The organism is Martinezella rhizogenes (assembly GCF_000799715.1).
GTDB classification, from domain to species: domain Bacteria; phylum Pseudomonadota; class Alphaproteobacteria; order Rhizobiales; family Rhizobiaceae; genus Rhizobium; species Rhizobium rhizogenes_C.
In genome coordinates, this window is record NZ_JUHG01000011.1 from 429,010 (window position 1) to 454,096 (window position 25,087).

Annotated in this window: 24 protein-coding genes; 8 read left to right on the forward strand and 16 right to left on the reverse strand. The window is 60.3% G+C overall.

Annotation, left to right across the window (positions count from 1 at the left end):
* Nucleotides 1–23 precede the first annotated feature (23 nt).
* The 6 genes from EX00_RS06065 to rpsD all read right to left on the reverse strand — a co-directional run bounded on the left by EX00_RS06065 (nt 24) and on the right by rpsD (nt 5,345).
* A complete protein-coding gene (locus EX00_RS06065) occupies nt 24–944 on the reverse strand; it encodes an adenylate/guanylate cyclase domain-containing protein (protein ID WP_047455118.1) in 921 nt (306 codons plus the stop codon).
* Nucleotides 945–1,037: 93 nt separating this feature from the next.
* Nucleotides 1,038–1,862, reverse strand: coding sequence for an inositol monophosphatase family protein (locus tag EX00_RS06070; protein WP_047455120.1), 825 nt, complete (start codon nt 1,860–1,862; stop codon nt 1,038–1,040).
* Nucleotides 1,863–1,879: 17 nt separating this feature from the next.
* Nucleotides 1,880–2,707 (reverse strand): inositol monophosphatase family protein, encoded by an 828-nt coding sequence (locus tag EX00_RS06075; protein WP_047455122.1) that lies wholly within the window; start codon nt 2,705–2,707, stop codon nt 1,880–1,882.
* 90 nt (nt 2,708–2,797) lie between these two features.
* A complete protein-coding gene (ttcA, locus tag EX00_RS06080; RefSeq protein ID WP_047455123.1) occupies nt 2,798–3,667 on the reverse strand; it encodes a tRNA 2-thiocytidine(32) synthetase TtcA in 870 nt (289 codons plus the stop codon).
* A gap of 59 nt (nt 3,668–3,726) precedes the next feature.
* Nucleotides 3,727–4,656, reverse strand: a complete 930-nt coding sequence (locus EX00_RS06085) for a glutaminase (RefSeq protein ID WP_047455125.1) — start codon at nt 4,654–4,656, stop codon at nt 3,727–3,729.
* Between the two features lie 71 nt (nt 4,657–4,727).
* Nucleotides 4,728–5,345: a 30S ribosomal protein S4 gene (gene rpsD, locus EX00_RS06090; RefSeq protein ID WP_047455127.1), complete on the reverse strand. Its 618-nt coding sequence runs from the start codon at nt 5,343–5,345 to the stop codon at nt 4,728–4,730.
* 282 nt (nt 5,346–5,627) lie between these two features.
* Here rpsD and EX00_RS06095 point away from each other — a divergent pair, with 282 nt between their 5' ends.
* Nucleotides 5,628–5,855 (forward strand): hypothetical protein, encoded by a 228-nt coding sequence (locus tag EX00_RS06095; protein WP_047455129.1) that lies wholly within the window; start codon nt 5,628–5,630, stop codon nt 5,853–5,855.
* Nucleotides 5,852–6,292, forward strand: coding sequence for a TA system VapC family ribonuclease toxin (locus EX00_RS06100; RefSeq protein ID WP_047455131.1), 441 nt, complete (start codon nt 5,852–5,854; stop codon nt 6,290–6,292). Before EX00_RS06095 ends, EX00_RS06100 begins: the two co-directional genes overlap by 4 nt.
* A gap of 6 nt (nt 6,293–6,298) precedes the next feature.
* Here the strand turns inward: EX00_RS06100 and EX00_RS06105 are convergent, their stop codons facing one another.
* From EX00_RS06105 to EX00_RS06130, 6 genes are all read right to left on the reverse strand, one after another.
* Complete coding sequence (locus EX00_RS06105; RefSeq protein ID WP_047455133.1) at nt 6,299–7,816, reverse strand: helicase HerA domain-containing protein; 1,518 nt, start codon at nt 7,814–7,816, stop codon at nt 6,299–6,301.
* A gap of 138 nt (nt 7,817–7,954) precedes the next feature.
* Nucleotides 7,955–9,100, reverse strand: coding sequence for an alpha-hydroxy acid oxidase (locus tag EX00_RS06110; protein ID WP_047455135.1), 1,146 nt, complete (start codon nt 9,098–9,100; stop codon nt 7,955–7,957).
* 80 nt (nt 9,101–9,180) lie between these two features.
* Complete coding sequence (locus EX00_RS06115) at nt 9,181–9,645, reverse strand: GNAT family N-acetyltransferase (protein WP_047455137.1); 465 nt, start codon at nt 9,643–9,645, stop codon at nt 9,181–9,183.
* Between the two features lie 4 nt (nt 9,646–9,649).
* Nucleotides 9,650–10,450 (reverse strand): glutamate racemase, encoded by an 801-nt coding sequence (gene murI, locus EX00_RS06120; protein ID WP_047455139.1) that lies wholly within the window; start codon nt 10,448–10,450, stop codon nt 9,650–9,652.
* A complete protein-coding gene (locus EX00_RS06125) occupies nt 10,431–11,273 on the reverse strand; it encodes an RNA methyltransferase (RefSeq protein ID WP_047455141.1) in 843 nt (280 codons plus the stop codon). Before EX00_RS06125 ends, murI begins: the two co-directional genes overlap by 20 nt.
* 111 nt (nt 11,274–11,384) lie before the next feature.
* The gene (locus EX00_RS06130) at nt 11,385–11,966 is read right to left on the reverse strand and encodes a hypothetical protein (RefSeq protein ID WP_047455143.1); all 582 of its coding nucleotides are present in this window, start codon (nt 11,964–11,966) and stop codon (nt 11,385–11,387) included.
* A gap of 232 nt (nt 11,967–12,198) precedes the next feature.
* Here EX00_RS06130 and EX00_RS06135 point away from each other — a divergent pair, with 232 nt between their 5' ends.
* Together EX00_RS06135 and EX00_RS06140 are read left to right on the forward strand one after the other, a co-directional pair.
* The gene (locus EX00_RS06135; RefSeq protein WP_047455145.1) at nt 12,199–13,413 is read left to right on the forward strand and encodes an NADP-dependent isocitrate dehydrogenase; all 1,215 of its coding nucleotides are present in this window, start codon (nt 12,199–12,201) and stop codon (nt 13,411–13,413) included.
* A gap of 119 nt (nt 13,414–13,532) precedes the next feature.
* A complete protein-coding gene (locus EX00_RS06140) occupies nt 13,533–14,159 on the forward strand; it encodes a glutathione S-transferase family protein (protein WP_047455148.1) in 627 nt (208 codons plus the stop codon).
* Between the two features lie 132 nt (nt 14,160–14,291).
* Here the strand turns inward: EX00_RS06140 and alaS are convergent, their stop codons facing one another.
* On the reverse strand, nt 14,292–16,952 hold the full coding sequence (gene alaS, locus EX00_RS06145) for an alanine--tRNA ligase (RefSeq protein WP_047455150.1): 2,661 nt from the start codon (nt 16,950–16,952) through the stop codon (nt 14,292–14,294).
* Nucleotides 16,953–17,123: 171 nt separating this feature from the next.
* Nucleotides 17,124–18,212 carry a recombinase RecA gene (recA, locus tag EX00_RS06150; protein ID WP_047455151.1) on the reverse strand — a complete coding sequence of 363 codons (1,089 nt, stop codon included), beginning with the start codon at nt 18,210–18,212 and terminating at the stop codon, nt 17,124–17,126.
* A gap of 239 nt (nt 18,213–18,451) precedes the next feature.
* Between recA and EX00_RS06155 the strand changes: the two genes are divergently transcribed.
* From EX00_RS06155 to EX00_RS31860, 3 genes are read left to right on the forward strand one after another with little or no spacing between them, the layout of a single operon-like run.
* A complete protein-coding gene (locus tag EX00_RS06155) occupies nt 18,452–19,396 on the forward strand; it encodes a carbohydrate kinase family protein (protein ID WP_047455153.1) in 945 nt (314 codons plus the stop codon).
* 46 nt (nt 19,397–19,442) lie between these two features.
* Nucleotides 19,443–20,369 carry a pseudouridine-5'-phosphate glycosidase gene (locus EX00_RS06160; protein ID WP_047455155.1) on the forward strand — a complete coding sequence of 309 codons (927 nt, stop codon included), beginning with the start codon at nt 19,443–19,445 and terminating at the stop codon, nt 20,367–20,369.
* 11 nt (nt 20,370–20,380) lie between these two features.
* Nucleotides 20,381–20,527, forward strand: a complete 147-nt coding sequence (locus EX00_RS31860) for a hypothetical protein (RefSeq protein WP_155294024.1) — start codon at nt 20,381–20,383, stop codon at nt 20,525–20,527.
* A gap of 27 nt (nt 20,528–20,554) precedes the next feature.
* Here EX00_RS31860 and cckA read toward each other — a convergent pair whose 3' ends face one another.
* Entirely contained in the window at nt 20,555–23,170 is a 2,616-nt protein-coding gene (gene cckA / locus EX00_RS06165; protein ID WP_047455157.1) for a cell cycle histidine kinase CckA, read from the reverse strand.
* A 290-nt stretch (nt 23,171–23,460) separates the two neighbouring features.
* On the opposite strand from cckA, the gene EX00_RS06170 reads away from it, so the two are divergent.
* Nucleotides 23,461–24,321: a flagellar biosynthetic protein FliO gene (locus EX00_RS06170; RefSeq protein WP_047455159.1), complete on the forward strand. Its 861-nt coding sequence runs from the start codon at nt 23,461–23,463 to the stop codon at nt 24,319–24,321.
* Nucleotides 24,322–24,425: 104 nt separating this feature from the next.
* Here EX00_RS06170 and dksA read toward each other — a convergent pair whose 3' ends face one another.
* Nucleotides 24,426–24,845, reverse strand: a complete 420-nt coding sequence (gene dksA, locus EX00_RS06175; RefSeq protein ID WP_047455160.1) for an RNA polymerase-binding protein DksA — start codon at nt 24,843–24,845, stop codon at nt 24,426–24,428.
* Nucleotides 24,846–25,087 lie beyond the last annotated feature (242 nt).

The following is a 25,087-nucleotide window of genomic DNA, read 5'->3' on the forward strand; positions in this document are numbered from 1 at the left end:
AGGATCTCCGGCACGTCAAACAATCAGATGTCGCCGCGTGGGCGCCTGACCCAGCGCAGCGCGGCGGCGATGGCGAGGCCCAGCAGGGGCCAGACTACCCAAGGCGTTCCGTGCCAGGATAGAAGGTTGATGCCAATCAAGCCGACACCGATCACGGCGAAAGTCGCAAGCTGAGGATCGATCTGCTTATTCGTCCTTGCCCATCGAAGGCCTGCGGCGAAGGCAAGACCAAGCAAGGGCCATCTCGCCCAAAAATCACCGTGCCAGGTGAATGCGTTGACCAAAAGCACGGCGATGGCAGCCACCGCCAGAGTGCCGTAAATCTGGGTGAAACCCGCCGGAGGTCTGGCATTCGCGGCCACCGGAGCGCGAACTTCTTCGCGAATACTGCGAGGCTCCGGCGAGGCACTGGCAGCCTGCGGCGCGCCAATCCGCACAGCATAGCTCGCCACGCCGCCGTCGATGTTCTTGACCTCCAATTGGCCAAGAAAATCGAAACCGACAGCCACCTTGTTGCGAACCTGATCGTAGACCGTATTGGAAATCACGATGCCGCCAGCCGCCGCGCAGGCCTGAAGGCGCGCGGCGATGTTGACGCCATCACCATAAAGATCATTGCCTTCGGCAATCACGTCGCCGAGATTGAGCCCGATGCGAAACAGCATCTGCGTATCGGGATCGCTTTTCGCATTATAACCGGCGAGTTCATTCTGGATATCAACTGCTGCGCGCAACGCCTCGACGACACTGGGGAATTCGGCGAATACCCCATCGCCCCAAGTGTTGACGACACGGCCACCATGCGCCGCGATCAACCGCGCCATCGCATCGCGATACCGCTTGAGCGTAGCAAGCGTTCCTTCTTCATCCTTCTGCATCAAACGCGAATAGTCTTGCACGTCAGCACAGAAGATGGTGGTCAGCTTGCGGCTCGTCTCAGACATCGGCCTCATCCCAGTGGCAAATTCCGCCAAAGGACGGATGCCTATCGCGGACGAAGATAACGCTGCGCCCACGACTTTCCAAGTAGCACCATCTCAGACGGTAAAGACCTCGCGCCGCAACAGCTCCCACGATGCCTTGTCCACGGCAGCCAGCAGACCGCCGTCAAGATGATGTGGGAGATAGGGCGAACCGTCGAAACGCTTGACATAGGCGCCCGCTTCCTCGGAAATCAGCGCGCCGGCCAGATGATCCCAAGGCATCAGCTTGTTGTACATGAGATAATGGACATGACCGCCGGCGAAGGTGCGGTATTCATGGGCGGCACAGCGGTAGTTGGTGATAAAGCGCACCTTGGCCAGATTGCCCAGGATCTCGGCACGTTTGCCCTTCGGCAGGTAGCCAGTCGATGCCATGCCGACCATCTCTTCCAGGGCAACCGGCGTTGCCACGGAGAGACGCTGCGCCTCGCCATCCGGCCGGCGCAGCCATGCCCCGCTGCCCTTTTCGGCCAGGACCCAATCATCGCCCATTGGATCGAAAATAATGCCCGCCACGGTCTCGCCCTTGGAGACCACGGAGGCCATGACGCCGAATGCGGGAATGCCGGCGGCGAAATTGAACGTGCCGTCGACCGGATCGACGATGATGGCCAGATCAGCGCCCTGCAGCTTGTGCAGGAGCGCCGGATCGGCGGCAACCGATTCCTCACCGATGAACAGCGCCTCGGGCCACAACCGCGCCACCTCAGCCTTGATCATCCGCTCCGCCTGTTCGTCCGCTTCCGTCACCAGATCGGTCGCCTCGCTCTTGGCGCGGACATCATTACTGCCCAGCCGACGGAAGCGCGGCAGGATCTCCGCCTTTGCCGCCTGGCGCAGCAGATCGGCAAGGGTCGTCACGTCAACGGATGATGTCATGATGCAGTCCTCTCCTGTCAGGCGCCGACGATCCCGCGACGGATAATCCGCCAGCTTTCCTCATCCGGAGCCGAAATAATGCCGCCCGTCGTCTCGCCGGGGCGATAGGGCGTGCCGTCAAACTTCGCGGTGAAGCCCCCGGCTTCCTGATGGGCGAGCACGCCGGCCAGATGATCCCAGGGCATCAGTTTCGAGTGGCCGATGAAATGGATCCTGCCGGAGGCAACCATCCAATATTCGTAGGCCGAGCAGTTCAACGCAAATCCCATGCGTATCTTCGCCAGATTGGCGCTGATGCGGGAGCGGTCCGGTTCGTCCATATGGCCCCAGGAGATCAGGCCGGTCATCTCGCTTAACGGAACAGCGGGGGCGACCGCGAGCCGGCTCGACTGCCCGTTGCGTCGCCGCAAATAGGTGCCGGCACCGCGCACCGTGGTCACGGTATCGCCGAGCACGGAATCATGGATGATCCCGGCGATGGTCTCGCCCTTGGCGACGACGGCAAGGATCGTTCCGAAGACCGGCAGACCGGAGGCAAAATTGAAGGTGCCATCGACGGGATCGATGACAAAGGCAAGATCCGCATGGGCCAATGCCGGCACGACGGATTTATCCGCCTCATAGGCTTCCTCGCCGACCACCAGCGCACCGGGAAAGCGCGCTTTCAACGCCGCCGTGATGTGCTTCTCCGTCAGCAGATCGGCTTCTGTCACCAGATCGATGGCCGAAGTCTTCTCCGAAATATCGCCTGCGCCGAGATTGCGGAAGCGAGGCATGATTTCAAGCACCGCAGCCTCGGCCACGGTCGCCATCAAATAGTTGAAGTCTGGATCGGAGAGGGTCATCGATGATCTTTACAGAAAGAGGATGGTTCCCCTTATGCCCGATTCGATTACAGCCTTGTGGCAAAACCAATTAAATCCGACAGACGCGGCTCAAGGCTTGTGCGCCATCAGTCCGGCAAAATCGAAAAGCTTGGGATCGAGCAGATGCGACGGGTTCACATGCGCCAGAGCCCGCAGCATCGTATCCTTGCGGCCCGGCATGCGGCGTTCGATATCACTCAGCATCTCCTTCATCGCATTGCGCTGCAGGCCGTCCTGCGAGCCGCAGAGATCGCAGGGAATGATCGGAAACTGCATGGCGGCGGCGAACTTGGCGAGATCGTCCTCGGCGGCATAGGCAAGCGGCCGCAGCACCATCAGATCGCCCTCGTCATTGAGCAGCTTTGCCGGCATCGAGGCCAACCGGCCGCCATGGAAGAAATTCATGAAGAAGGTCTCGAGGATGTCCTCGCGGTGATGGCCGAGCACCAGCGCGTCGCAGCCCTCCTCGCGAGCAATGCGATAGAGATTGCCGCGGCGCAAGCGCGAACAGAGCGAACAATAGGTCGCCCCCGCCGGCACCTTTTCCTTCACAATGGAATAGGTATCGCGATATTCGATGCGGTGTTCGACGCCAATCTTCGTCAAGTATTCGGGCAGGACATGCTTCGGGAAATTCGGCTGCCCCTGATCGAGATTGCAGGCGATCAGCTCCACCGGCAGCAAGCCGCGCCATTTGAGATCGAGCAGGATCGACAGCAGCCCATAGGAATCCTTGCCACCGGACACGCCGACCAGCCAACGCTGTTGGCCCTTCAGCATCTGGAAATCGTCCATTGCCTGGCGCACCTGACGCAGCAGGCGCTTGCGCAGCTTATTGAAGGAGACCGATCGCGGCGCATCGGCGAACAGCGGATGAGCGCCGCCGCCATCCTCAACTTCGATATCGAGCTCGTCCGCCACTGTCGTTGCGATATTCATCTTGTCATCCCTCAGGCCTTGCCACGCTGATAGCAGAAAGCGCGGTCAAAGACACGGTATCAATCGCCGAAGACCGACCAGCCGGTCCGCGCGGCAAGCATTTCCAGCGCCACCGCGCCGAGCTGCGAATTGCCGACCTTGTTCAGCCCAGGCGACCAGACCGCGATGGAGCCGATACCCGGCGCCACCGCCAAGATACCACCGCCAACGCCGCTCTTGCCGGGCAGGCCGACGTGATAAGCAAAATCGCCGGAACCGTCATAGTGACCGCAGGTCAGCATCAGCGCATTGATACGCCGCGCCCGCTTCGGCGAAACGACGGAATGGCCGGTGATCGGATTGGTACCGCGAGCCGCGAGATAAAGCCCAGCTTTGGCAAGCTGCTGGCAGCTCATCGACACGGCGCATTGATGGAAATAGACGCCGAGCACATGTTCGACGGGATGGTCGATATTACCATAGGCGCGCATGAAATTGGCGAGCGCGAAATTGCGGAATCCAGTCTGCGTCTCCGAGCGCGCCACCTTGTCGTCGATGGTGATCGACTCGTCATCGGCAACATAGCGCACGAAGCGCAGCAGCTCGCCGATCGCCTCGCGCGGCGCGTGGCCCGACAATACGACGTCGCTGACAGCGATCGCGCCGGCGTTGACGAAGGGATTACGCGGAATTCCCTCCTCCCGCTCAAGCTGGACGATGGAATTGAACGCCGTTCCGGAGGGCTCGCGGCCGACCCTGTTCCACAGGCTCTCACCCACCTTGCCGAGCGCCAGCGTCAGCATGAAGACCTTGGAAATGCTCTGGATGGAAAAGGGAATATCGGCATGGCCGACACTGTGGATATTGCCGTCCACCGTCGCGATCGCCATGCCGAACTGGTTCGGATCGACCTTGGCTAACTCGGGAATATAGTCCGCGACCTTGCCTTCGCCGAGACGCGGCGAAAGCTCAGCATGGATGCTGTCGAGAACTGCCTGCAAATCCGCCATGATGATCTCCGCAAAGAAAAAAGCCGCCCAGAAGGAGCGGCTTTTCCATTCGTAAGAAAGATATCCGCTGATTAACGCGAATAAAATTCGACGACCAGCTGCGGTTCCATGACGACTGCGTACGGTACGTCAGCGAGGGTCGGAACGCGAGCGAAGGTAGCAACCATCTTGTTGTGGTCAGCTTCGATGTAGTCCGGAACGTCGCGCTCAGCCAGCGAAACCGCTTCCAGAACGATCACGAGCTGCTTCGACTTTTCGCGAACTTCGATAACGTCGCCAGCCTTGCAGCGGTAGGAGCCGATGTTGACGCGAACGCCGTTAACCGAGACGTGGCCATGGTTTACGAACTGACGGGCAGCGAAAACGGTCGGAACGAACTTGGCGCGGTAGACGATCGCGTCGAGACGCGATTCGAGCAGGCCGATCAGGTTTTCCGAGGTGTCGCCCTTGCGGCGGTTAGCTTCGTCGAAGGTGGCGCGGAACTGCTTCTCGCGCAGGTCGCCGTAGTAGCCCTTCAGCTTCTGCTTGGCGCGCAGCTGCACACCGAAGTCCGAAAGCTTGCCCTTGCGGCGCTGGCCGTGCTGGCCTGGGCCGTATTCGCGACGATTAACCGGGGACTTCGGACGACCCCAGATATTTTCGCCCATGCGGCGGTCAATTTTGTACTTGGACGATTCGCGCTTGCTCATCGCATTTCCTTTCAAAGTGTTCGAGCGGCTTGTTGCCAAACCGCGAAGGAAACACGCCCTCCTCTGAACTCCGTTTTCGAGCTCTGACAGGCTCCTCACGTTAGCGAACGGAGGGACCACGGGACATGTCAGTGAAACACCGGACATTTCTGCCCGGCGTTGGGGCGGTCTTTAGGCGGTCGTCATGAAATTGTCAACACACGGTCTCTCGCCGCCGTTGAGATTATGAGAAAAATCGCTATATCTGATGCGTGATGTCTGATGCGGATATGAGGTGCTGCGATGAGAACGACTTTGGCAATCGATGACGATGTGCTTGCCGTGGCAAAAGCTATGGCGGAACAGCAGCATCGCAGTGTTGGCGACGTCATCTCAGATTTGGCGCGTCGCTCGCTCAACCGCCCACAGGCGGCAAAAGAACGGAATGGCGTTCCTTTGTTGATGCCGAAACCAGGCAATGCGCCAATCACGCTTGAAGTCGTCAACAAACTTCGAGACGAACTCCCGTGACGTTCCTCCTTGATGTCAATGTCCTGATTGCCTTGTTTGATCCATCGCATGTCGCCCACGATACGGTGCACGGCTGGTTCAGCTCGATCGGCAATCGGAGTTGGGCGACATGCCCGCTAACAGAAAACGGTGTCATTCGAATTCTCGGCCAAGCCGCTTATCCGAACTCTCCCGGCCCTCCATCGATGGTCGCGCCGTTGATTGCACAACTTCGTACTTTGCCAGGCCATGAATTCTGGTTCGATGACATCAGTCTGACAGACACGAGTTTGATCGACCCAACCCGCCTCCTCACGCCTGGGCAAATCATCGACAGTTATCTGTTGGCTCTTGCGAAATTCCATCATGGCAAGCTGGCTACTCTCGATCGGCGACTGTCCACTGCGGCGGTCAAGGACGGGAAAACCGCACTTCATGTCATTGGCAGCGACACCTGATCCCGATTATTCAGCCGCCGCCTGATCGCCACCATCGATATCAGGCGCATTGGCATCCCCCGGCGCGGTCTGGCTGCCGATATCCGGGAAGGCGACGATGCGCTTGCCGGAGAAATCGGTGTGGACTACGACGCTGCCCTGCTCTTCAAAATAGCTGAGCAAGCGCCGGGCGCGCCGGGCGGAATGCGTGCCGTAGGCTCGTGCGATGCGGGCGTCGGAGGGGCATGGCTCTCCGCAGATGGCCGCCTTGGCGAGCATCAGGAAAACGCCCTGCAGATCGTCGGTAACGCCAGAAGAGAGCGACATGGCCGTGGCCCAGGCCTCCGTCGCCATGGTCGCCTCGTCGGCACCAGAGCGCACGATCGCCACGCGGCGGCGGAATTCCGAAAGTGCCATCGGCACGCCAGGCACGCGGCGCATGCGCAGCCGCACGAGGAATTCCTGATAGAGTACTGAATCCGTTCGGAAACCGGAGGCGGGATCATCGAGGATCTCGGAAAGTACAACGCCTACCCGCGCCTCGCGATCTTCCGGCGACAGTTCCGGCTGGCTCGCTCTCGGTTCGGCCGGCGCCGAGCTGGCGGCGGGTGTCGAGCGGGAGAGTTCCGCCAGAATATCCGTCGTCGGGCGCGGCGCGGGCGTAGTGCGGCGAACGACCGGCCTTGAGAATTCCTCCGGATCCGGCGTGAAAATCAGATCCTCGACATCCTGCGGCGCATCCGGCAACGGCATCAGCTTCGGGCTGGAAGAGCGCGCTGAGGTTTCGACGTTGCCGATGGTGATCGGCAGCGGCCGGCGCGACAAAGCTGGGCCGAGTGCGACGAAATTGCCGCGCTTCAGGTCGCGGAACATTTCCGCCTGTCGACGATCCATGCCGAGAAGGTCAGCGGCGCGCGCCATGTCGATATCAAGAAAGGTGCGGCCCATCAGGAAATTCGAGGCTTCGGCGGCAACGTTCTTGGCGAGCTTCGCCAGGCGCTGCGTCGCGATGACGCCAGCAAGGCCGCGCTTGCGGCCGCGGCACATCAGGTTGGTCATGGCGCCGAGCGACATCTTGCGGGCATCTTCCGAGACATCGCCGCCAACCGAAGGCGCGAACATCTGCGCCTCGTCGACAACGACAAGCACCGGATACCAATATTCGCGCTCGGCATCGAACATGCCGTTGAGAAAGGCGGCGGCGGCGCGCATCTGCTGCTCGATATCGAGCCCTTCGAGCGTCAGGACGCAGGAGACACGATGTTGACGGATACGGTTGGCGATGCCGGCAAGCTCGGCCTCGGTGCGCTCGCCATCGACCACCACATGGCCGAACTTGTCGGCCAGCGTCACGAAATCGCCCTCGGGATCGATAATGACTTGCTGCACCCACTGCGCGGACTGCTCCAGCAGGCGCCGCAATAGATGCGATTTTCCGGAACCGGAATTGCCCTGTACGAGCAGACGGGTTGCCAGCAGCTCCTCGATATCGAGTTGGGCGCTGGTCCCGCCGGACGCCGTTCCCATGTCGATGCCGACCTGCAATGCAATACCCCTTTGACAAGACTCAGATGCGGAAGCGCCCATCTTTCAGAAACGGGGCGCTTCCGTCTATCAAAGATTTCCGCGGCTTTCGCGAACGGATTTCAGAAACCCACAGGGGAATGCAGTCCGGCCGCCCGTCTATCGGAAACGCAGATTAGCGCGCGACAGCTGATCGACCGTCGTGCAGCCCATGAGCTTCATGCCGCGTTCGATCTCCGTGCGCAACATGCCAAGCGCCCGCTCGACGCCCGGCTGGCCCGCAGCCGCCAACGGATAGAGATAGAAACGTCCCACACCAACCGCCTTGGCGCCGAGCGACAGTGCCTTCAGCACATGCGTCCCGCGCTGAATGCCGCCGTCCATCATCACGTCGATCCGATCGCCGACCGCATCGACGATCTCGGCCAGCTGATCGAAGGCCGAGCGCGAGCCGTCCAGTTGCCGCCCGCCGTGATTGGAGAGCACGATGCCCGTACATCCGATCTCGACGGCGCGCTTGGCATCCTCCACGGACATCACGCCCTTGAGGCAGAATTGCCCGCCCCAATGCCGTACCATCTCGGCGACATCGTCCCAGTTCATCGACGGATCGAGCATTTCGGTGAAGTACTTGCCGATCGACATCGCCCCGCCGCTCATGTCCACATGCTCCTCAAGCTGCGGCAGGCGGAATTTTTCGTGCGTGACATAGTTCAGGCCCCATGCCGGCTTCATGGCGAATTGCGCCAAGCCAGCCAGATTGAGCTTGAAGGGGATGGAAAAACCAGTGCGTAGGTCGCGCTCGCGGTTTCCGCCGGTGATGCTGTCGACGGTCAACATCATCACATTGACACCGGCATCCTTGGCACGCTGCATCATGGCGCGGTTTAGGCCGCGATCCTTGTGAAAGTAGAATTGATAGACCTGCGGCCCCTGATGCTTCTTGCGCACCTCTTCGAGGCTGACCGTGCCAAGCGAGGAGACGCCGAACATGGTGCCAATGGAAGACGCGGCAGCAGCAACCGCGTTTTCGCCCTGATGATGGAAGAGCCGTTGCAGGGCCGTTGGCGAGCAGTAAAATGGCGTTGCCAGCTTCTGTCCCATCACCGTGACGGACATGTCGACGCTGCTGACGCCGCGCAGCACATTGGGTACGAGATCGCAATTCTCAAAGCTTTGCGTATTCCGGCGAAGCGTCACTTCGTCGTCGGCGGCACCATCGATATAGTTGAAGATCGGACCCGGAAGACGGCTCTTCGCCAAGGCGCGGAAATCATGGAAATTATAGCAGTCAGTGAGGCGCATGATATGCCTCGACGGTGAAACTGCAACGCTTCTCAAAAGTCATAAAATATCGTCCTCCCCAATACGACCCTCACACTGCTCTATAAGCGATGCAACCGAGCTTCCCACTTATAGAGCACATCAGGCTCCTTCTCCTCATTGCCCGCCCCGTCCGACTCGTCAACAACCAAGAAGCCGTGTTTCTCGTAAAAACGGCGTGCCGCGACGTTTCGTTGAAAAGTCCAGAGCGAAAGCGACGGATAGGCCGATTTGGCGACCTCCAGCAATCTGGTCCCGATACCGCGACCCTGCGCCTCGGGCAGGACATAGAGCTGATCGATCCAATCCTCGAGAAAGGCGATGACGCCGACAAGGCGACCACCCTCCTCCGCGCCCCATATCTGGCAATCCTTGAAGACGACCGCGCTCCAGAAGCCGACATCCTCTTCCGACGTATGAAGCCCCGACAGCGTTGGAAGCCGGTCATCGAAGGCGGCCCGATGGACCCCAGCCGCAGCCGGCATGTCAACGAGATCGAGTTTCCGCAATGAAATTGTTCCAGCCATAGCGTTATGCCCTCAACCCAAAGCCCTGCATCAGCCGTCGCGTCGGAAAATCCGGTGTGCCGGACGTGAAGACGGCGAAATCATAAGTGTCGGGATGCACGGCATCGGCCACCTGCGGCACCAGGCTGCGGGCGCGTCGCGCGATCGCCTCGGCGGGGTCGAGCCAATCGACGGGCCAAGGCGCGAGCCTGCGGAAGATATTGGCCATGAAGGGATAATGCGTGCAGGCAAGCACGACGATATCGGTCTTGCGGCCATCCATCTCGACAAAGCACTGGCCGACTTCGGAGAGCACAGCATCATCGGAAACTGTGCCGCCGCGAATGTAGGCTTCCGCTATGCGTGCCAAATTTTCCGAGCCGACAAGCCGGACATGGCATTGCGTCGCAAAGGACTGGATGAGATCGCGGGTATAGGCGCGCTTGACAGTGCCCGGCGTCGCCAGGACCGAGACGAGACCAGACCGTGTCCGCTCCGCCGCTGGCTTGATGGCCGGCACGGTGCCGACGAAAGTCATTTGCGGGAAAGCGGCGCGCAGATCGGCACCGGCGAGCGTGAAGGCCGTATTGCAGGCGATAATGCAGATTTCCGGATCGTAGTCCGCCAGAAGCTTGGCGAAGAGGCTGATTATGCGCTCGCGCAGCGCCTGCTCTTCCCAGTCGCCATAGGGAAAACCGACATCGTCGGCGACATAGATGAAGCCGCGCTCCGGCATCAACACCCTCACCTCGCGCAACACGGTCAGGCCGCCAATGCCCGAATCGAAGACGAGGATCGGTTTCAGCTCATTCGCCGCTGCTGTCATCGCTTGTGGTTTCCTTGGGTGCGACAGAGGATCTGGGACGCGGGCCGCTGCCGCGCGGAGATTTTCGCGTGAAGCGGTCGAGGGACGAGATCACGCCGCGCAAGACGCTGATTTCCTGTTCGCTAAACGCCCGGCGTGAGAGGACCGCACGCAGATTGTCGATCATTTTCGGCTTTTTCCCGGCGGGATGGAAATAGTTGCGCGCATCCAGTGCGTCTTCAAGCTGATCGAACAGGCCGAAAAGCTGCTCCTTGGTCGAAGGCCGCTGCTCCATCGCCTGGAAGGGAACGGAGGCAATATCCTCCATGCCGGTTTTCATCCACTCATAGGACATCAGCAACACGGCCTGTGCGATGTTCAACGAGGCGAAGGCCGGATTGACCGGAAAACTTACGATCTCGTCGGCGAGCGCCACCTCTTCGTTGGTCAGGCCCCAGCGTTCGCGGCCGAAAAGGATGCCGGTGCCCTCGCCTGCCTTGAACCTGGCGCGAAGCGTCTCGGCGGCAACCACAGGCGACCGCACCGGCTTGAAGCCGTCACGTTCGCGCGCCGTCGTCGCATAGACAAAATTGAGGTCGGCGACAGCCTGCTCAAGCGTATCGTAGACCTTGGTTGCCTCGATGATGTGATCGGCCTTGGAGGCGGTCGCCTGCGCCCTCTCGTTCGGCCAGCCGTCGCGCGGGTTAACAAGGCGAAGCTCGGCCAGGCCGAAATTCGCCATGGCGCGCGCCACCATGCCGATATTCTCGCCCATCTGCGGCTCGACCAGAATGACGGCCGGCCCTTCGGCCAAAAGTTGACGCTCGCTATTCGTGCCTGCCATGACGCCTTTCCCCATGCGCGAACCATACCGCGCAAATCACGGTCGGAATAACGAGACAGGCGGCAATCGGCAAGACTTTTGAGCCTCGGGCCGTTCCGTCCGGAACGAAGACTATTTCTGATCCGGCTGTTTCTGCTGCTGGTCCGCCGACTGTTGCTGCTTGACGATATCCTGCATGACGGATTTCAGCGAATTGGACTGACCGCCTTCGTCAACCGTGATGATGTCGTCGATGACGGGCTTGCCCGCCTCCTGAATGACCTCGAAACGCACCGTGGTCACCGCTTGACTATTGGCGTCCGACCCCTGACAAGCCAACGTCTTGAAGGTAGCGACCACCTCCGTCGTCTCACTCTTGGGGGCTTGCGCGGCAATATTCAGATCCTGCAGCGGACATGCATCCTGACCGCCGACGATGACATCGTAATCGAAGGGCGAAATGCCATCCTCGTCAGCGGCGGGAAACTGTGCCGCCGCCTTATATTTTGCAATGAGATCCTTGCTGTAGCGCTCATCCAGCTTGCTCTCGTCGAAAATATCCTGCCAGTCGCTGTCGCCGCCCGCCCAGTTGGAAACGGTGGCATCCATCACTTCTTTCACCGGCGTCGTCACATCCGCCGCCGCGGCCGGGACTGCACTGAGCGAGAGGGGAAGGAAAACAGCGAGAAGCGCGGCAGCGGCAATTTTCTGCATGATAAGAATCCGTAATGGTCAGCGAAGCATGCGCGCGACATTAGCCGCATCGGTCGCTTTGGCAATGGTCCATCCCGCAAAAGCAAACCTCGTAATGAGGACGATGTGATGCGCAAAAACGCCGCTTTGGCGCCTCTTTGGCTTTGCGTTCGGAACTTGCGATGCTATAGCGCTCGAGACTTCATATCATTCACGGGGACATCGCTCCCATCAGCTTAAACGAGGCAGAAGCATGAAGAAGATCAAGGTCGCTAACCCCGTTGCCGATCTCGATGGCGACGAGATGACTCGCATCATCTGGCAGTTTATCAAAGACAAACTGATCCATCCCTACCTCGATATCGATATCGACTATTACGATCTCTCGGTCGAAAACCGCGATGCGACCAACGACCAGGTCACCGTCGATGCCGCCAACGCCATCAAGAAGCACGGCGTCGGTATCAAGTGCGCGACGATCACGCCGGACGAAGATCGCGTCAAGGAATTCAACCTCAAGCAGATGTGGAAGAGCCCGAACGGCACGATCCGCAACATTCTCGGCGGCGTCATCTTCCGCGAGCCGATCATCTGCAAGAACGTGCCGCGCCTGGTTCCCGGCTGGACCAAGCCGATCGTCGTCGGCCGTCATGCCTTCGGCGACCAGTATCGCGCTACCGATTTCAAATTCCCCGGCAAGGGCAAGCTGACCATCAAGTTCGTCGGCGAAGACGGCGCAGTCATCGAGAAGGAAGTCTTCGACGCTCCGGGCGCCGGCGTGGCCATGGCCATGTACAACCTCGACGAATCGATCCGCGATTTCGCCCGCGCCTCGATGATGTACGGCCTGATGCGCAAGTGGCCGGTCTACCTCTCAACCAAGAACACTATCCTCAAGGCCTATGACGGCCGCTTCAAGGATATCTTCGAAGAGATTTACCAGAGCGAATTCAAGGCGAAGTTCGACGAAGTCGGCATCATCTACGAACATCGCCTGATCGACGACATGGTCGCTTCCGCGCTGAAGTGGTCTGGTGGCTACGTCTGGGCCTGCAAGAACTATGACGGCGATGTCCAATCCGACACGGTTGCCCAGGGCTTCGGCTCACTTGGCCTGATGACGTCGGTTCTGCTGACACCAGACGGCAAGACCGTCGAAGCCGAAGCCGCTCACGGCACGGTTACCCGCCACTACCGTCAGCACCAGAAGGGTCAGGAAACCTCGACGAACTCGATCGCCTCGATCTTCGCCTGGACCCGCGGCCTCGCACATCGCGCCAAGCTCGACGACAATGCCGAACTCGCTAAGTTCGCGACAACGCTCGAAACCGTTTGCGTCGATACCGTCGAAGCCGGCTTCATGACCAAGGATCTGGCGCTGCTGATCGGCCCGGATCAGCCGTGGCTCTCCACCACCGCCTTCCTCGACAAGATCGACGAGAACCTGCAGAAGGCCATGGCTGCCTGAGCCTCGGCAACATCAAAGCTTGTGAGAACCCGGCCTCAGCGCCGGGTTTTCTTTTGCCGGAAAATCTTGCCGTCGCGTCTCCCGGATGGCAAGAATGGCAGAACAAAAGGGAGGAACGCATGACTGAGGAACTCGTTTTCTACACCAACCCGATGTCGCGCGGGCGCATTGCTCGCTGGATGCTGGAGGAGATCGGTGTGCCCTATCGCACCGAATATCTGGATTTCGGCACGACGATGAAAGCGGCCGACTATCTCACGGTCAATCCCATGGGCAAGGTGCCCGCAATCCGCTACGGCGATACCATCGTCACCGAAGGTGCTGCCATCTGCGCCTATCTGGCTGAAACCTTTCCGCAGGCTGGCCTCGCGCCGACCGCAGCCGAGCGCGGTCGCTACTTCCGCTGGATGTTTTTCGCCGCCGGACCGATGGAAATGGCCGTCACCAATCGTGCCCTCGGCTTCGAAATTCCGTCCGAGCGCCTGCGCATGGCCGGCTGCGGTAGTCTGGATAATATCTTCGACACCCTGGAACAGGCGGTGACCGCTTCGCCCTATATTGCCGGCGACCGTTTCACGGCTGCTGACGTCTATGTCGGCTCTCATGTCGGCTGGGGTCTTAACTTCGGCACCATCGAAAAGCGGCCGGCCTACATCGAGTATTGGAACCGCGTCAGCAACCGCGATGCCTATCGTCGCGGCAACGAAATCGACAATGCGGCGATGCCGAAACAGGCAAATGGCTGAAAAGGCAAAGCCCTACAACCATTCTCTCAATCAAGACTTAAGGTCGTTATTCCTGATGAGTTTCGAGCACTAACAAAACGGCGGGAGCTATTCGCCCCCACCGCTTTTCAATGGTGAAATGAAATCCCGGCCTTAGCCGGCAAGAGCCGCAGCAACCGCCTCGATCGCCTCGTCAGCCTTGACGCCATCCGGTCCACCGGCCTGGGCCATGTCGGGACGCCCGCCGCCGCCCTTGCCGCCGAGGGCGACAGAGGCGATGCGGACGAGATCGACGGCGCTGAAGCGGCCGATGAGATCATCCGTGACGGCGACAACGGCGCTAGCCTTGCCGTCTTCGGAAACGCCGATCAGCGCCACGACGCCGGAGCCGAGGCTGGTCTTGCCGTCATCGGCGAGACCCTTGAGGTCCTTCGGATCGACACCGGAAATGGCCTTGCCGAGGAACTTGACGCCGCCGATGTCGCGGACTGCATCAGCAGAGCCAGCCTGACCGCCGCCCATGGCGAGCTTGCGCTTGGCATCCGCCAGTTCGCGCTCCAGCTTGCGACGCTCATCCATCAGCGCTTCGACGCGCGAAACGACATCGGTCGGCTGCACCTTCAGCGCGGTGGCAAGCGCCTTCACGCGGTCGTCCTGTTCGGCCAGGTAATCGCGAGCAGATTCGCCGGTGACTGCCTCGATGCGGCGCACGCCGGCGCCGACGGCGCTATCGCCGAGGATGCGGATAAGGCCGATCTGGCCCGTCGCGGAGGCATGCGTGCCGCCGCAAAGCTCGACGGAGTAAGGCTTGCCGGTCTTGCCGCCGCGCACGCCCTGCCCCATGGACACGACGCGCACTTCATCGCCATATTTTTCGCCAAACAGCGCCATCGCGCCCTCGGCAATGGCATCGTCGACGCTCATCAGGCGGGTCGTGACCGGCGAATTCTGCAGCACGATCTCATTGGCCATATCCTCGACGATCTTCAGCTCTTCAGCCGACATCGGCTTTGGATGCGAGACGTCGAAGCGCAGGCGCTCCGGTGCGACCAGCGAGCCCTTCTGCGCCACATGGGTGCCCAGCACTTCGCGCAGCGCTTCATGCAGCAGATGGGTTGCCGAATGGTTGGCACGCAGGCGCGAGCGCCTGTTGTGATCGACCGTCAGGACAACGGCGTCGCCGGCCTTGAGCGTGCCCTCGGAGACCGTCGCGATATGCACGAACAGGCCCTCGCCCTTCTTCTGCGTATCGCTGACAGCAAGCTTGCCGTTGTCGCTGGAAACCACACCGGTATCGCCCATCTGACCACCGGATTCGCCGTAAAATGGCGTCTGATTGACGATGATCTGCACCTTGTCGCCGGCAGAGGCGCTGTCGACGGTAACACCGTCCTTGACGATCGCCTGGATCACGCCCTCAGCCACTTCCGTGTCGTAGCCGAGGAATTCGGTGGCCCCGTGCTTTTCCTTGAGCTCGAACCAGATGGTTTCGGTCGCCTTATCGCCGGAACCGGTCCAGTGTGAACGTGCCTCGGCCTTCTGCCGTTCCATCGCATCGGTGAAGCTCGAAATATCGACGCCGATACCGCGGGCGCGCAACGCATCCTGCGTCAGGTCCAGCGGGAAGCCGTAGGTGTCGTAGAGTTTGAAAGCGGTTTCGCCGTCGAGGCTGTCGCCCTTGTGCAGCGTCGAAGTGGCATCGTTTAGCAGCGACAGACCACGATCCAACGTCTTGCCGAAACGAGTTTCTTCAAGCTTCAGTGTCTCGGAGGTCAGCGCTTCGGCGCGCACCAGTTCGGGATAGGCGCGGCCCATCTGCTGTATCAGCGTCGGCAGCAGCTTCCACATCAACGGTTCCTTGGCGCCCAGCAACTGCGCATGGCGCATGGCGCGGCGCATGATGCGGCGAAGCACATAGCCGCGACCTTCGTTCGACGGCAGCACGCCGTCGGCAATCAGGAATGCGGAGGAACGCAGATGATCGGCGATGACGCGATGGCTGGCACGATGCTCACCCTCGGCCTTGACGCCAGTTGCTTCTTCCGAAGCCTCGATCAGCGCGCGGAAGAGGTCGATGTCGTAATTGTCATGCTTGCCCTGCAACACGGCGGCAACGCGCTCGAGACCCATGCCGGTGTCGATCGACGGACGCGGCAGATCGACCCGCTCCTGCTTGGTGATCTGTTCGAACTGCATGAAAACGAGATTCCAGATCTCGATGAAACGGTCGCCATCCTCTTCCGGCGAGCCGGGAGGTCCGCCCCAGATATGGTCGCCATGGTCGTAGAAGATTTCCGAGCACGGGCCGCACGGGCCGGTATCGCCCATCGCCCAGAAATTGTCGCTGGTGGGGATACGGATGATCTTGTCATCCGAGAGGCCGGCGATCTTCTTCCAGAGGTTAAAGGCATCGTCGTCGGTGTGATAGACCGTCACCAGCAGGCGCTTGGCGTCGAGGCCGAACTCCTTGGTGATCAGGTTCCAGGCGAGCTCGATGGCGCGCTCCTTGAAATAGTCGCCAAAGGAGAAATTGCCGAGCATTTCGAAGAAGGTGTGGTGACGGGCGGTATAGCCGACATTATCGAGGTCGTTATGCTTGCCGCCGGCGCGCACGCATTTCTGTGCGGTCGACGCCGTCGTGTAAGGACGCTGCTCCAGGCCGGTGAAAACATTCTTGAACTGCACCATGCCGGCATTGGTGAACATCAATGTCGGATCGTTGCGCGGCACGAGCGGGCTCGACGGCACGATTTCGTGGCCGTTCTTCTTAAAATAGTCGAGGAAGGTCGACCGGATTTCATTCACACCGCTCATGTTTGGCCCTTCAGTATGCCTTCGGCAAGTCCTATCAAAGTCAGTGGCTTTTATCGTTCGCTCCCGGCCCTGTCCAGCCGCACAAACAAAACCGGCCGCACATCCCTTGGACAATACGGCCGGTTTTGAATTTTAGTCCTATATCAAAGCCTGGATCGGCTCAGGAAACCGCTATTCCGCGGCAGCTTCGCTGTCATCGGCGGCATCAGGGCCGCCATTCTGAAGGAAGCGGTCGGCGATCAGGCCGGCGTTCTGGCGCAGCGACAATTCGATCTCGCGAGCGAGTTCCGGGTTGTCCCGCAGGAAGAGTTTCGCATTTTCACGGCCCTGGCCGAGACGCTGGCTGTTATAGGAGAACCAGGCACCGGACTTTTCGACGATGCCGGCCTTGACGCCGAGATCGACCAGTTCGCCGGTCTTGGAAACGCCTTCGCCATACATGATGTCGAATTCAACCTGCTTGAAGGGAGGTGCCATCTTGTTCTTGACGACCTTGACGCGGGTCTGGTTACCGACCACCTCTTCGCGTTCCTTGACGGCGCCGATACGGCGGATGTCGAGGCGGACGGAGGCGTAAAACTTCAGCGCATTACCGCCGGTCGTCGTTTCCGGCGAACCGAACATGACGCCGATCTTCATGCGGATCTGGTTGATGAAGATCACCATGGTGTTGGACTTCGAGATCGAAGCCGTGAGCTTGCGCAGCGCCTGGCTCATCAGGCGGGCTTGCAGACCCGGCAGGCTGTCGCCCATCTCGCCTTCGATTTCGGCGCGCGGCGTCAGCGCTGCAACGGAGTCGATGACGAGAACGTCGATGGCGCCGGAACGCACCAGCGTGTCGGTGATTTCAAGCGCCTGTTCGCCGGTGTCGGGCTGCGAAATCAAAAGGTTTTGCAGGTCGACGCCGAGCTTGCGGGCATAGACCGGATCGAGCGCATGTTCGGCGTCGACGAAGGCGCAGATGCCGCCCTTCTTTTGAGCTTCGGCAATCGTCTGCAGCGCCAGTGTCGTCTTACCGGAGCTTTCCGGCCCGTAGATCTCGACGATACGCCCCTTCGGCAAGCCGCCAATGCCGAGCGCGATATCGAGGCTCAGCGAGCCAGTGGAAACTGTTTCGATTTCGACCACATTCTCGCTAGAGCCGAGCTTCATGATCGAGCCCTTGCCGAACGACCGCTCAATTTGAGAGAGTGCCGCTTCAAGTGCCTTGCTTTTATCCACCGATTTGTCCTCTACAAGCCGCAAAGAATTCTGAGACATTCGATCCACCTTTAGGTTATTGAAGCCGCTCAAGCAATGTCGCCGCTGATGAGAATTGTGTACTCTATTTGTTCTCATTTCGCAAGGCCACAACAAGCGATTGAAAGAAAAAGGTAAAATGAGTTCCGTTCTACATTTGTTTTCTTCTTTCATCCCAAGCACTTACGTGCACTCGCAAGCCTTTTCCGGCATGTTATCAACCGCTTCGATTCGCCTTTTGGGCCGCTGAGGAGATCGATATGGCGAAGAAGATTCTCGTTCTGGGCGGCGCTCATATCGATCGGCGCGGCCGTATCTTCGGCGACACGGCGCCAGGTGCGAGCAACCCCGGCGCCTGGTTCGAGGAACCGGGCGGCGGCGGCTTCAACGCGGCACGCAATCTCGCCCGCCTCGGCTTTGATGTGCGGCTGATCTCGCCGCGTGGCGGCGATCCCTCAGGCGAGATGGTGGCGGAAGCCGCAAACCACGCCGGCATCGACGACAAGCCTTTCGTCTTCCTCGATCGCAAGACGCCGAGCTACACGGCGATCCTCGAGCGCGACGGCAATCTGGTGATCGCGCTCGCCGACATGGAGCTCTACAAGCTGTTCGTGCCGCGCCGGCTGGCGATCCGCTCCATTCGCGACGCATTCGAGGCCACCGATCTGATCCTCTGCGACGCCAACCTGCCGGCCGACACGCTGAGTTCGATTGCGATGCGGGCAGCCACCCACGACAAACCGTTGGCCGCAATTGCGATCTCACCGGCCAAGGTCGTGCGCCTCAAACCCTGCCTTGCCGGCATCGATCATCTTTTTCTCAACGAGGCGGAAGCCGCGGCACTGACAGAAAGCCGGCCGGACGATCCGCGCGATTGGGTTGTCGAACTGCGCGCACTCGGCCTCAAGAGCGGGGTAATCACCCGGGGCAAACGCGAGTTGATCGCCTTTTCCGGCGATGCCACCATCAGCCTGCAGCCGCCCATAGTCGACAACGTCGCCGATGTCACCGGCGCCGGAGATTCGCTGGCCGCCGGCGTTCTCTCCGCCTTGCTTGCCGGCCATGATCTCGGCGAGGCCGTGCGTCACGGCACCGCTGCGGCCGCAATCACCGTGCAATCCCCTTTTGCGACGGCGGAAAATTTATCACCCGCGCTTCTGAAGGCGATGTTGGCTCTTGTTCCGCAAGCCGTAATTCTGTCATGAAGCGCATTGATTTCGCATTTCCTGTTTCAGCCGATTGGACTAGACTATGACCAAACCCATTTCCCCCCTCTTGCCGATCTCCTATTCGAAGGAAGTTGCCGCCGCCAAGCTGCGTGGCGCACCGCTGGTGGCGTTGGAATCGACCATCATCACCCACGGCATGCCCTATCCCGGCAATATCGAGATGGCGCAGAGCGTCGAGGCAATCATCCGCCAGGAAGGCGCCGTGCCTGCCACCATCGCCGTCATTCATGGCGTCCTGCATATCGGCCTGGAGCCGGAAGAGCTGGAAGCGCTCGCCAAGACCGAGGGCGCGATGAAGGTGTCGCGCGCCGACCTCGCCTTCGCCATTGCAGAGCGCCGCACGGGCGCGACAACGGTCGCCGCGACCATGATTGCCGCCGCCCGCGCCGGCATCAAGGTTTTCGCGACCGGCGGCATCGGTGGCGTGCATCGCGGCGCTGAGGAAAGCTTCGATATTTCGGCCGATCTGGAAGAGCTTGCCCGCACCGGCGTCATCGTCGTCTGCGCCGGCGCCAAGGCAATCCTCGATATCCCGAAGACGCTGGAAGTGCTGGAAACTCGCGGCGTTCCGGTTGTCACCTACGACAGCGCCGAATTCCCGGCCTTCTGGTCGCGCTCTTCCGGCCTGCCGAGCCCGCTGACGCTGAACAGCCCGGCGGCGATTGCCAATTTTCAGGCAACCCGCGAACAGCTCGGCATCGACGGCGGCATGCTGATCGCCAATCCGGTGCCGGAAGCCGCCGAGATCCCGCGCGAGGAGATGGAGATCTACATCGAACGCGCGCTGGACAGCGCCGAACGCGACGAAATCACCGGCAAGGCGGTCACCCCCTACCTGCTCAGCACCATCTTCGACCTCACGGATGGCCGCAGCCTGAAGACCAATATCGCGCTGGTCGAAAACAATGCCCGCCTCGCCGCTGAAATCGCGGTCGCCCTGGCGGAATAACCAAAGTCGGCATGACGGACAGCGCCGCTCATCAGGTCAACCAGAATAGACCGAGAGCGGCGCGCATTTCGGCAGTCGTCGCCTCGGTCCTCTCCCTCGCCTTCGATTTTGCCCGGATCGGCCGCACGCACCTGAACGATAGAATGAAAACACCGTAAAAACAAAATATTACGGCAATCTCTTCATTAGTGATCCAAAGTTTCCCTAACGACCACGGCAAGCTGCTTCAGCGAGAACGGTTTCGGCAGGAAACCGAATTTGGCGTCGGCCGGCAGGTTGCGGGCAAAAGCGTCCTCGGCATAGCCGGAGACGAAGATGAACTTCATATCCGGATATTTCTTGCGCAGTTCGCCGAGCAGCGTCGGTCCATCCATTTCCGGCATGACGACGTCGGAAACGACGACATCCACCTGGCCGTCGAGTTCTTCCATGATCTCCAGCGCCTCGACGCCGGAGCCGGCCTCGTAAACGGTGTAGCCGCGCGTCTCGAGCATGCGCTTGCCGCCGCGACGGACCGCCTCTTCGTCTTCGACCAGGAGCACGACGGCCGACTTGCCGGTGAGATCCGCCGGTTCTTCCGGCGGAACGACAGCGGCGACGCTCTGGTCCATCGCTGAGATATCGCGGCCCTCGAGCGTCTGGCCTTCCGTCAAGGCTGGCATTTCGACAATATGGCGTGGCAAGAAGATACGGAAGGTCGTGCCCTTGCCGACTTCCGATTCCGGATGAATGTAGCCACCGGACTGCTTGATGATGCCATAGACCATGGCAAGACCGAGACCCGTGCCCTTGCCGACTTCCTTCGTCGTGAAGAAGGGCTCGAAGATCTTGTCCATGATCTCGGGCGCAATGCCCGTGCCGGTATCGTTGACCTCGACCAGCACCATCTCCTCATGCGGCAGATAGGCATAATTGAAGGCAGCGACATCCGAGGCCGGCAGATTGCGGGTGCGCAGTGTCAGCGTGCCGCCACCAGGCATGGCGTCGCGGGCGTTGACGCAAAGATTGATCAGCACCTGCTCGAACTGCGACAGATCTGTCTTCACAGGCCAGAGATCGCGGCCATAGTCGACGTCGAGCTTGACATGAGTCCCCGACAGCAGCCGCTCCACCAGCATGCGCAGGTCGCCGATCACATCGGTCAGGTTGAGGATCGTCGGCCGCATCGTCTGCTTGCGCGAGAAGGCGAGCAACTGCCGCACCAGGACGGCAGCACGGTTGGCGTTGCGCTTGATCTCCATCAGATCCGCGAAGCTGGCATCCGCCGGACGGGCCTGCAGCAGCAGATGGTCGGAAGACAGCAGGATCGCCGTCAACACGTTGTTGAAATCATGCGCGATGCCGCCCGCGAGCGTGCCGACCGCATTCATCTTCTGCGTTTGCGCCATCTGCGTTTCCAGAGCCTTCTGCTCGGTCACTTCGACGGCATAAACGATGGCGGCCTCTTCTGGCGCCTCATCGGTCTGGTCGATGACGGCATTGATATAGAAGCGGAAATGCCTGGTATCATCCTTCGGATTGCGCGAATCGATCGGCGGGATATCGCCTTGCCGGTCCTTGGCGGCAGCCAGCGCACCCTCGAGTCGCGGGCGATCGCTTTCGTTGACGATCGTTTCAAGCGCCGCCCCGCGCTCGATATCGTCGCGCGACACGAGATCGGAAAAGAGCTTCAGGAACGGCGCGTTCGTGCGCAGGATGCGCCCCGCTCCATCGACAGAGGCGATCGCCATCGGCGTATTGTTGAAAAAGCGGCTGAAACGCATCGCGGCGACGGAAGCGGACTGATCATTGTCGCCGCCATTCTGGCGCGTCAGAACGATGGTCCGGCTTTCGCCCGGCGCGCCGTCGCGCATCGAGGTGACGCTGTGGACGATCTGTACCGGCAGGCTCTGGCCGTTGGCGCGGCGCAGATCGAGATCGAGCGTCACCGTCTTTTTCAGCCCCGGTTCGGCCTGCACGGACTGGATCAGCGTCAAGCCCTCACCCGCGACGAGATCGCCGACGCTCATCGAGCCCGGCGTGAATTTGGTAAGGTCGAAGCCCAGCCATTCGGCCAGCGTCGCGTTCAGATAGAAAATCTCGCCCTTACGGCCGGCCGAGAAGAAACCCGCCGGCGCATGGTCGAGATAATCGATGGCGTTCTGCAATTCCTTGAAGAAGCGTTCCTGGTCGTCCCGTTCCGAGGTAATGTCGGTGATCTGCCAGATGTGCAGCGCCTTGCCCCGACCCGGCTCCGGCGGCAGCACGCGCGCTTTCAGGCGATACCAATGGCCTTCATTGCCGCTGCCTTCGGCTGCGCCGAGCGGCTTCAGCAGCCGGAACTCCTCGGACCCCTCCTTGCCGTCGCGCAAGCCGTTGGCCAGGCGATAAAGCGCCTCGTTGGATTCGCGATTGCGCGACAGCAGCGTTTCCAGCGATTGCACCTCGGTCGCCTTGGCAGCACCGGTCAGCCGGCCATAGGCGGTATTGGCGTAGACGATACGGCCTTTTTCGTCGGTGATCAGCGTCCCGTCCGGATGGCTGTTCAGGAAGGAGCGCGCCAGGCTGTCGGACTGCGTCTGCGGCATAACCTCGACGAAGCCGATAATGGACGACACGAGAAAGAAAATGCCGACCATGGCAAGAATACCGAGCCCGCCGAGCACGGCCTCGTTGTCGAGCTGGTCCTTGAAGACCACGAAAGCCGCGGCTGCGGCCACCAGCACCAGCGCTAGCAGGATGATACGCAACACGGTGCCCGAGCGAACCCCGCGATCCACCAGCGGTACGCTATACTCGTCGGACTGACGCTGCTTGGTCATAAACCCCTCGTCTCCGCCCTCTTCCTTGCCGCGTCGTGCACTTGACGGATCACCAGAATCGGACCTTTCGAATCTTCTTTAGCAATTTGCCGCATCGGCAAAAAGCTTTACGGCGGCAGAAAGGCTTGTATTCACAAGGAAGAGCGTTGCACAACAAACGATCGTATCTTGTCTCGAAGGTGGACCTGTCCATATGATTGCCTCATATCGAGACAAAGAGGAAGGCGCGCGGCCGGCCGTTTCATGACGGCGAGGTCGCGGCATCGGGGTTAATTACGGAGTATCTCGACATGTGGGACGAAATCGCCGGGGCCTATGGCAGCCGTTTCCTTCTAGCAGCCGGTGGGGTTGGCATCGCCCTTCTCCTATTGATCGGCATCCTTTGGATCCTGCGCAGCCGAGCGCCGTCGCCTTTCGTGCGGGGCGGAAAGAACCGCCAGCCGCGCCTGCAGGTGCTGGACGCGGCCGCCGTCGATGCCCGCCGCCGCCTCGTGCTGGTCCGGCGTGACGGTATCGAACACCTCATCATGATCGGCGGCCCGACCGATATCGTCATCGAATCCGGCATTTCCGACCCAAGCAAGGCCGCAGCGCAGACACCGATCCCGTTCGAACTGCCGGCAGTCCCCGAGCGACGGCTGGAGCCGGCGCAAGAACTCCCGCGCCTTGATCGCCAGACGCAGGAGTCTGCGGAAGCCAAAATTGAAGCCTATCTGAAAGCCGAACCGACCGTCGAACCGGCAATCGAGCGTCAGCAACCTGTTGCGGCGGCGCAGTTGCGCGCATCGCAGTCGTCCGCAGCCGTGCTGAGCGAGGCGGAAGCAGCAGAGATACTGGACGCGGCGCGCCATGTCGTCCTGCCGCAGGAACCGCCACGCGCCGCTCCGGCGGCCCCTGCGGTTACAGCGCCACAGGCGCGTGAACCCGGCAGCGATTTTCAGCGCGTGCTGGAGGCGGAAATGGCAAATAATCTTACCGCTGAGCGGATCATCCCGAATGTGCAGCCACAGCAGCAGATTCAACAGCAGCCCGCAGTCGCCCCAGCGCAACGCCGTGATCCAGAGCTTGCCCCGGTCACCGGCTCGGATGCAGCACTTCAGAAGGAAGTCGCGCGCATTTTCGGCGAAATGAGCGTCAACCGCGATAAGTAATGCGGTATGCGGCCGCAATAGGCTCTGCGAAGACACAAAAAAGGCACGACGGAGATTTCCGTCGTGCCTCTATTTTTTGCTGTCCGATTTTAGCCGGACGGTGCTTATTCGTCTTTATAAACTTTCTCGCGGCGCTCGTGGCGCTCCTGTGCTTCGATCGACAGGGTCGCGATCGGGCGGGCATCCAGGCGCTTCAGGCCGATCGGCTCGCCGGTTTCTTCACAGTAACCGTAGGTACCTTCATCGATCCGTTGCAGCGCGGCATCGATCTTCGAGATCAGTTTCCGCTGGCGGTCGCGAGCCCGGAGTTCGATGGCTCTGTCGGTTTCCGAGGACGCCCGGTCGGCGAGATCGGGATGGTTTGCGCTTTCTTCGGCTAGATGCTCGAGGGTCTCGCGCGCTTCTCTTAGGATATCATTCTTCCAGGCTACTAGCTTTGCTCGAAAGTAGGCCCGCTGACGCGAATTCATGAACTCCTCGTTTTCCGAGGGCACATACTCGCTAAGATCGATCTTCTCACTCAACGCGATTCTCCTGAAGAACATCTCATATGGCGGGGTGTATATCCCAACCGATAGTATCGGTTCAAGCCAAATAGACGCTGTAAACCGATTTTTAATTTTGTCATAAAATTCGGCTAAAGGTCTATTTTTTCATCATATTCTTGAAATACCGAATTTGTGCTGTCGCCGTAACCTTCTCGTGATGGCTCGCCAAGTAGCCGCATCACCAATAGTTACGCAGTTGACGGCGCATGGGATGAAAC

Bases quoted from the DNA above. Each gene is read 5' to 3' on its own strand.
- murI (WP_047455139.1), bottom strand. From the start codon at position 10,450: ATGACAGCAGCGGCGAATGAGCTGAAACCGATCCTCGTCTTCGATTCG.
- cckA (WP_047455157.1), bottom strand. From the start codon at position 23,170: ATGACCAAGCAGCGTCAGTCCGACGAGTATAGCGTACCGCTGGTGGAT.
- EX00_RS06070 (WP_047455120.1), bottom strand. From the start codon at position 1,862: ATGACATCATCCGTTGACGTGACGACCCTTGCCGATCTGCTGCGCCAG.
- EX00_RS06085 (WP_047455125.1), bottom strand. From the start codon at position 4,656: ATGGCGGATTTGCAGGCAGTTCTCGACAGCATCCATGCTGAGCTTTCG.
- EX00_RS06130 (WP_047455143.1), bottom strand. From the start codon at position 11,966: ATGCAGAAAATTGCCGCTGCCGCGCTTCTCGCTGTTTTCCTTCCCCTC.
- EX00_RS06155 (WP_047455153.1), top strand. From the start codon at position 18,452: ATGGCGAAGAAGATTCTCGTTCTGGGCGGCGCTCATATCGATCGGCGC.
- EX00_RS06140 (WP_047455148.1), top strand. From the start codon at position 13,533: ATGACTGAGGAACTCGTTTTCTACACCAACCCGATGTCGCGCGGGCGC.
- EX00_RS06170 (WP_047455159.1), top strand. From the start codon at position 23,461: ATGTGGGACGAAATCGCCGGGGCCTATGGCAGCCGTTTCCTTCTAGCA.
- EX00_RS06110 (WP_047455135.1), bottom strand. From the start codon at position 9,100: ATGCGCCTCACTGACTGCTATAATTTCCATGATTTCCGCGCCTTGGCG.
- EX00_RS06135 (WP_047455145.1), top strand. From the start codon at position 12,199: ATGAAGAAGATCAAGGTCGCTAACCCCGTTGCCGATCTCGATGGCGAC.
- EX00_RS31860 (WP_155294024.1), top strand. From the start codon at position 20,381: ATGACGGACAGCGCCGCTCATCAGGTCAACCAGAATAGACCGAGAGCG.
- recA (WP_047455151.1), bottom strand. From the start codon at position 18,212: ATGTCTCAGAATTCTTTGCGGCTTGTAGAGGACAAATCGGTGGATAAA.
- alaS (WP_047455150.1), bottom strand. From the start codon at position 16,952: ATGAGCGGTGTGAATGAAATCCGGTCGACCTTCCTCGACTATTTTAAG.
- ttcA (WP_047455123.1), bottom strand. From the start codon at position 3,667: ATGAATATCGCAACGACAGTGGCGGACGAGCTCGATATCGAAGTTGAG.
- EX00_RS06115 (WP_047455137.1), bottom strand. From the start codon at position 9,645: ATGGCTGGAACAATTTCATTGCGGAAACTCGATCTCGTTGACATGCCG.
- rpsD (WP_047455127.1), bottom strand. From the start codon at position 5,345: ATGAGCAAGCGCGAATCGTCCAAGTACAAAATTGACCGCCGCATGGGC.
- EX00_RS06075 (WP_047455122.1), bottom strand. From the start codon at position 2,707: ATGACCCTCTCCGATCCAGACTTCAACTATTTGATGGCGACCGTGGCC.
- EX00_RS06160 (WP_047455155.1), top strand. From the start codon at position 19,443: ATGACCAAACCCATTTCCCCCCTCTTGCCGATCTCCTATTCGAAGGAA.
- EX00_RS06125 (WP_047455141.1), bottom strand. From the start codon at position 11,273: ATGGCAGGCACGAATAGCGAGCGTCAACTTTTGGCCGAAGGGCCGGCC.
- EX00_RS06065 (WP_047455118.1), bottom strand. From the start codon at position 944: ATGTCTGAGACGAGCCGCAAGCTGACCACCATCTTCTGTGCTGACGTG.
- EX00_RS06095 (WP_047455129.1), top strand. From the start codon at position 5,628: ATGAGAACGACTTTGGCAATCGATGACGATGTGCTTGCCGTGGCAAAA.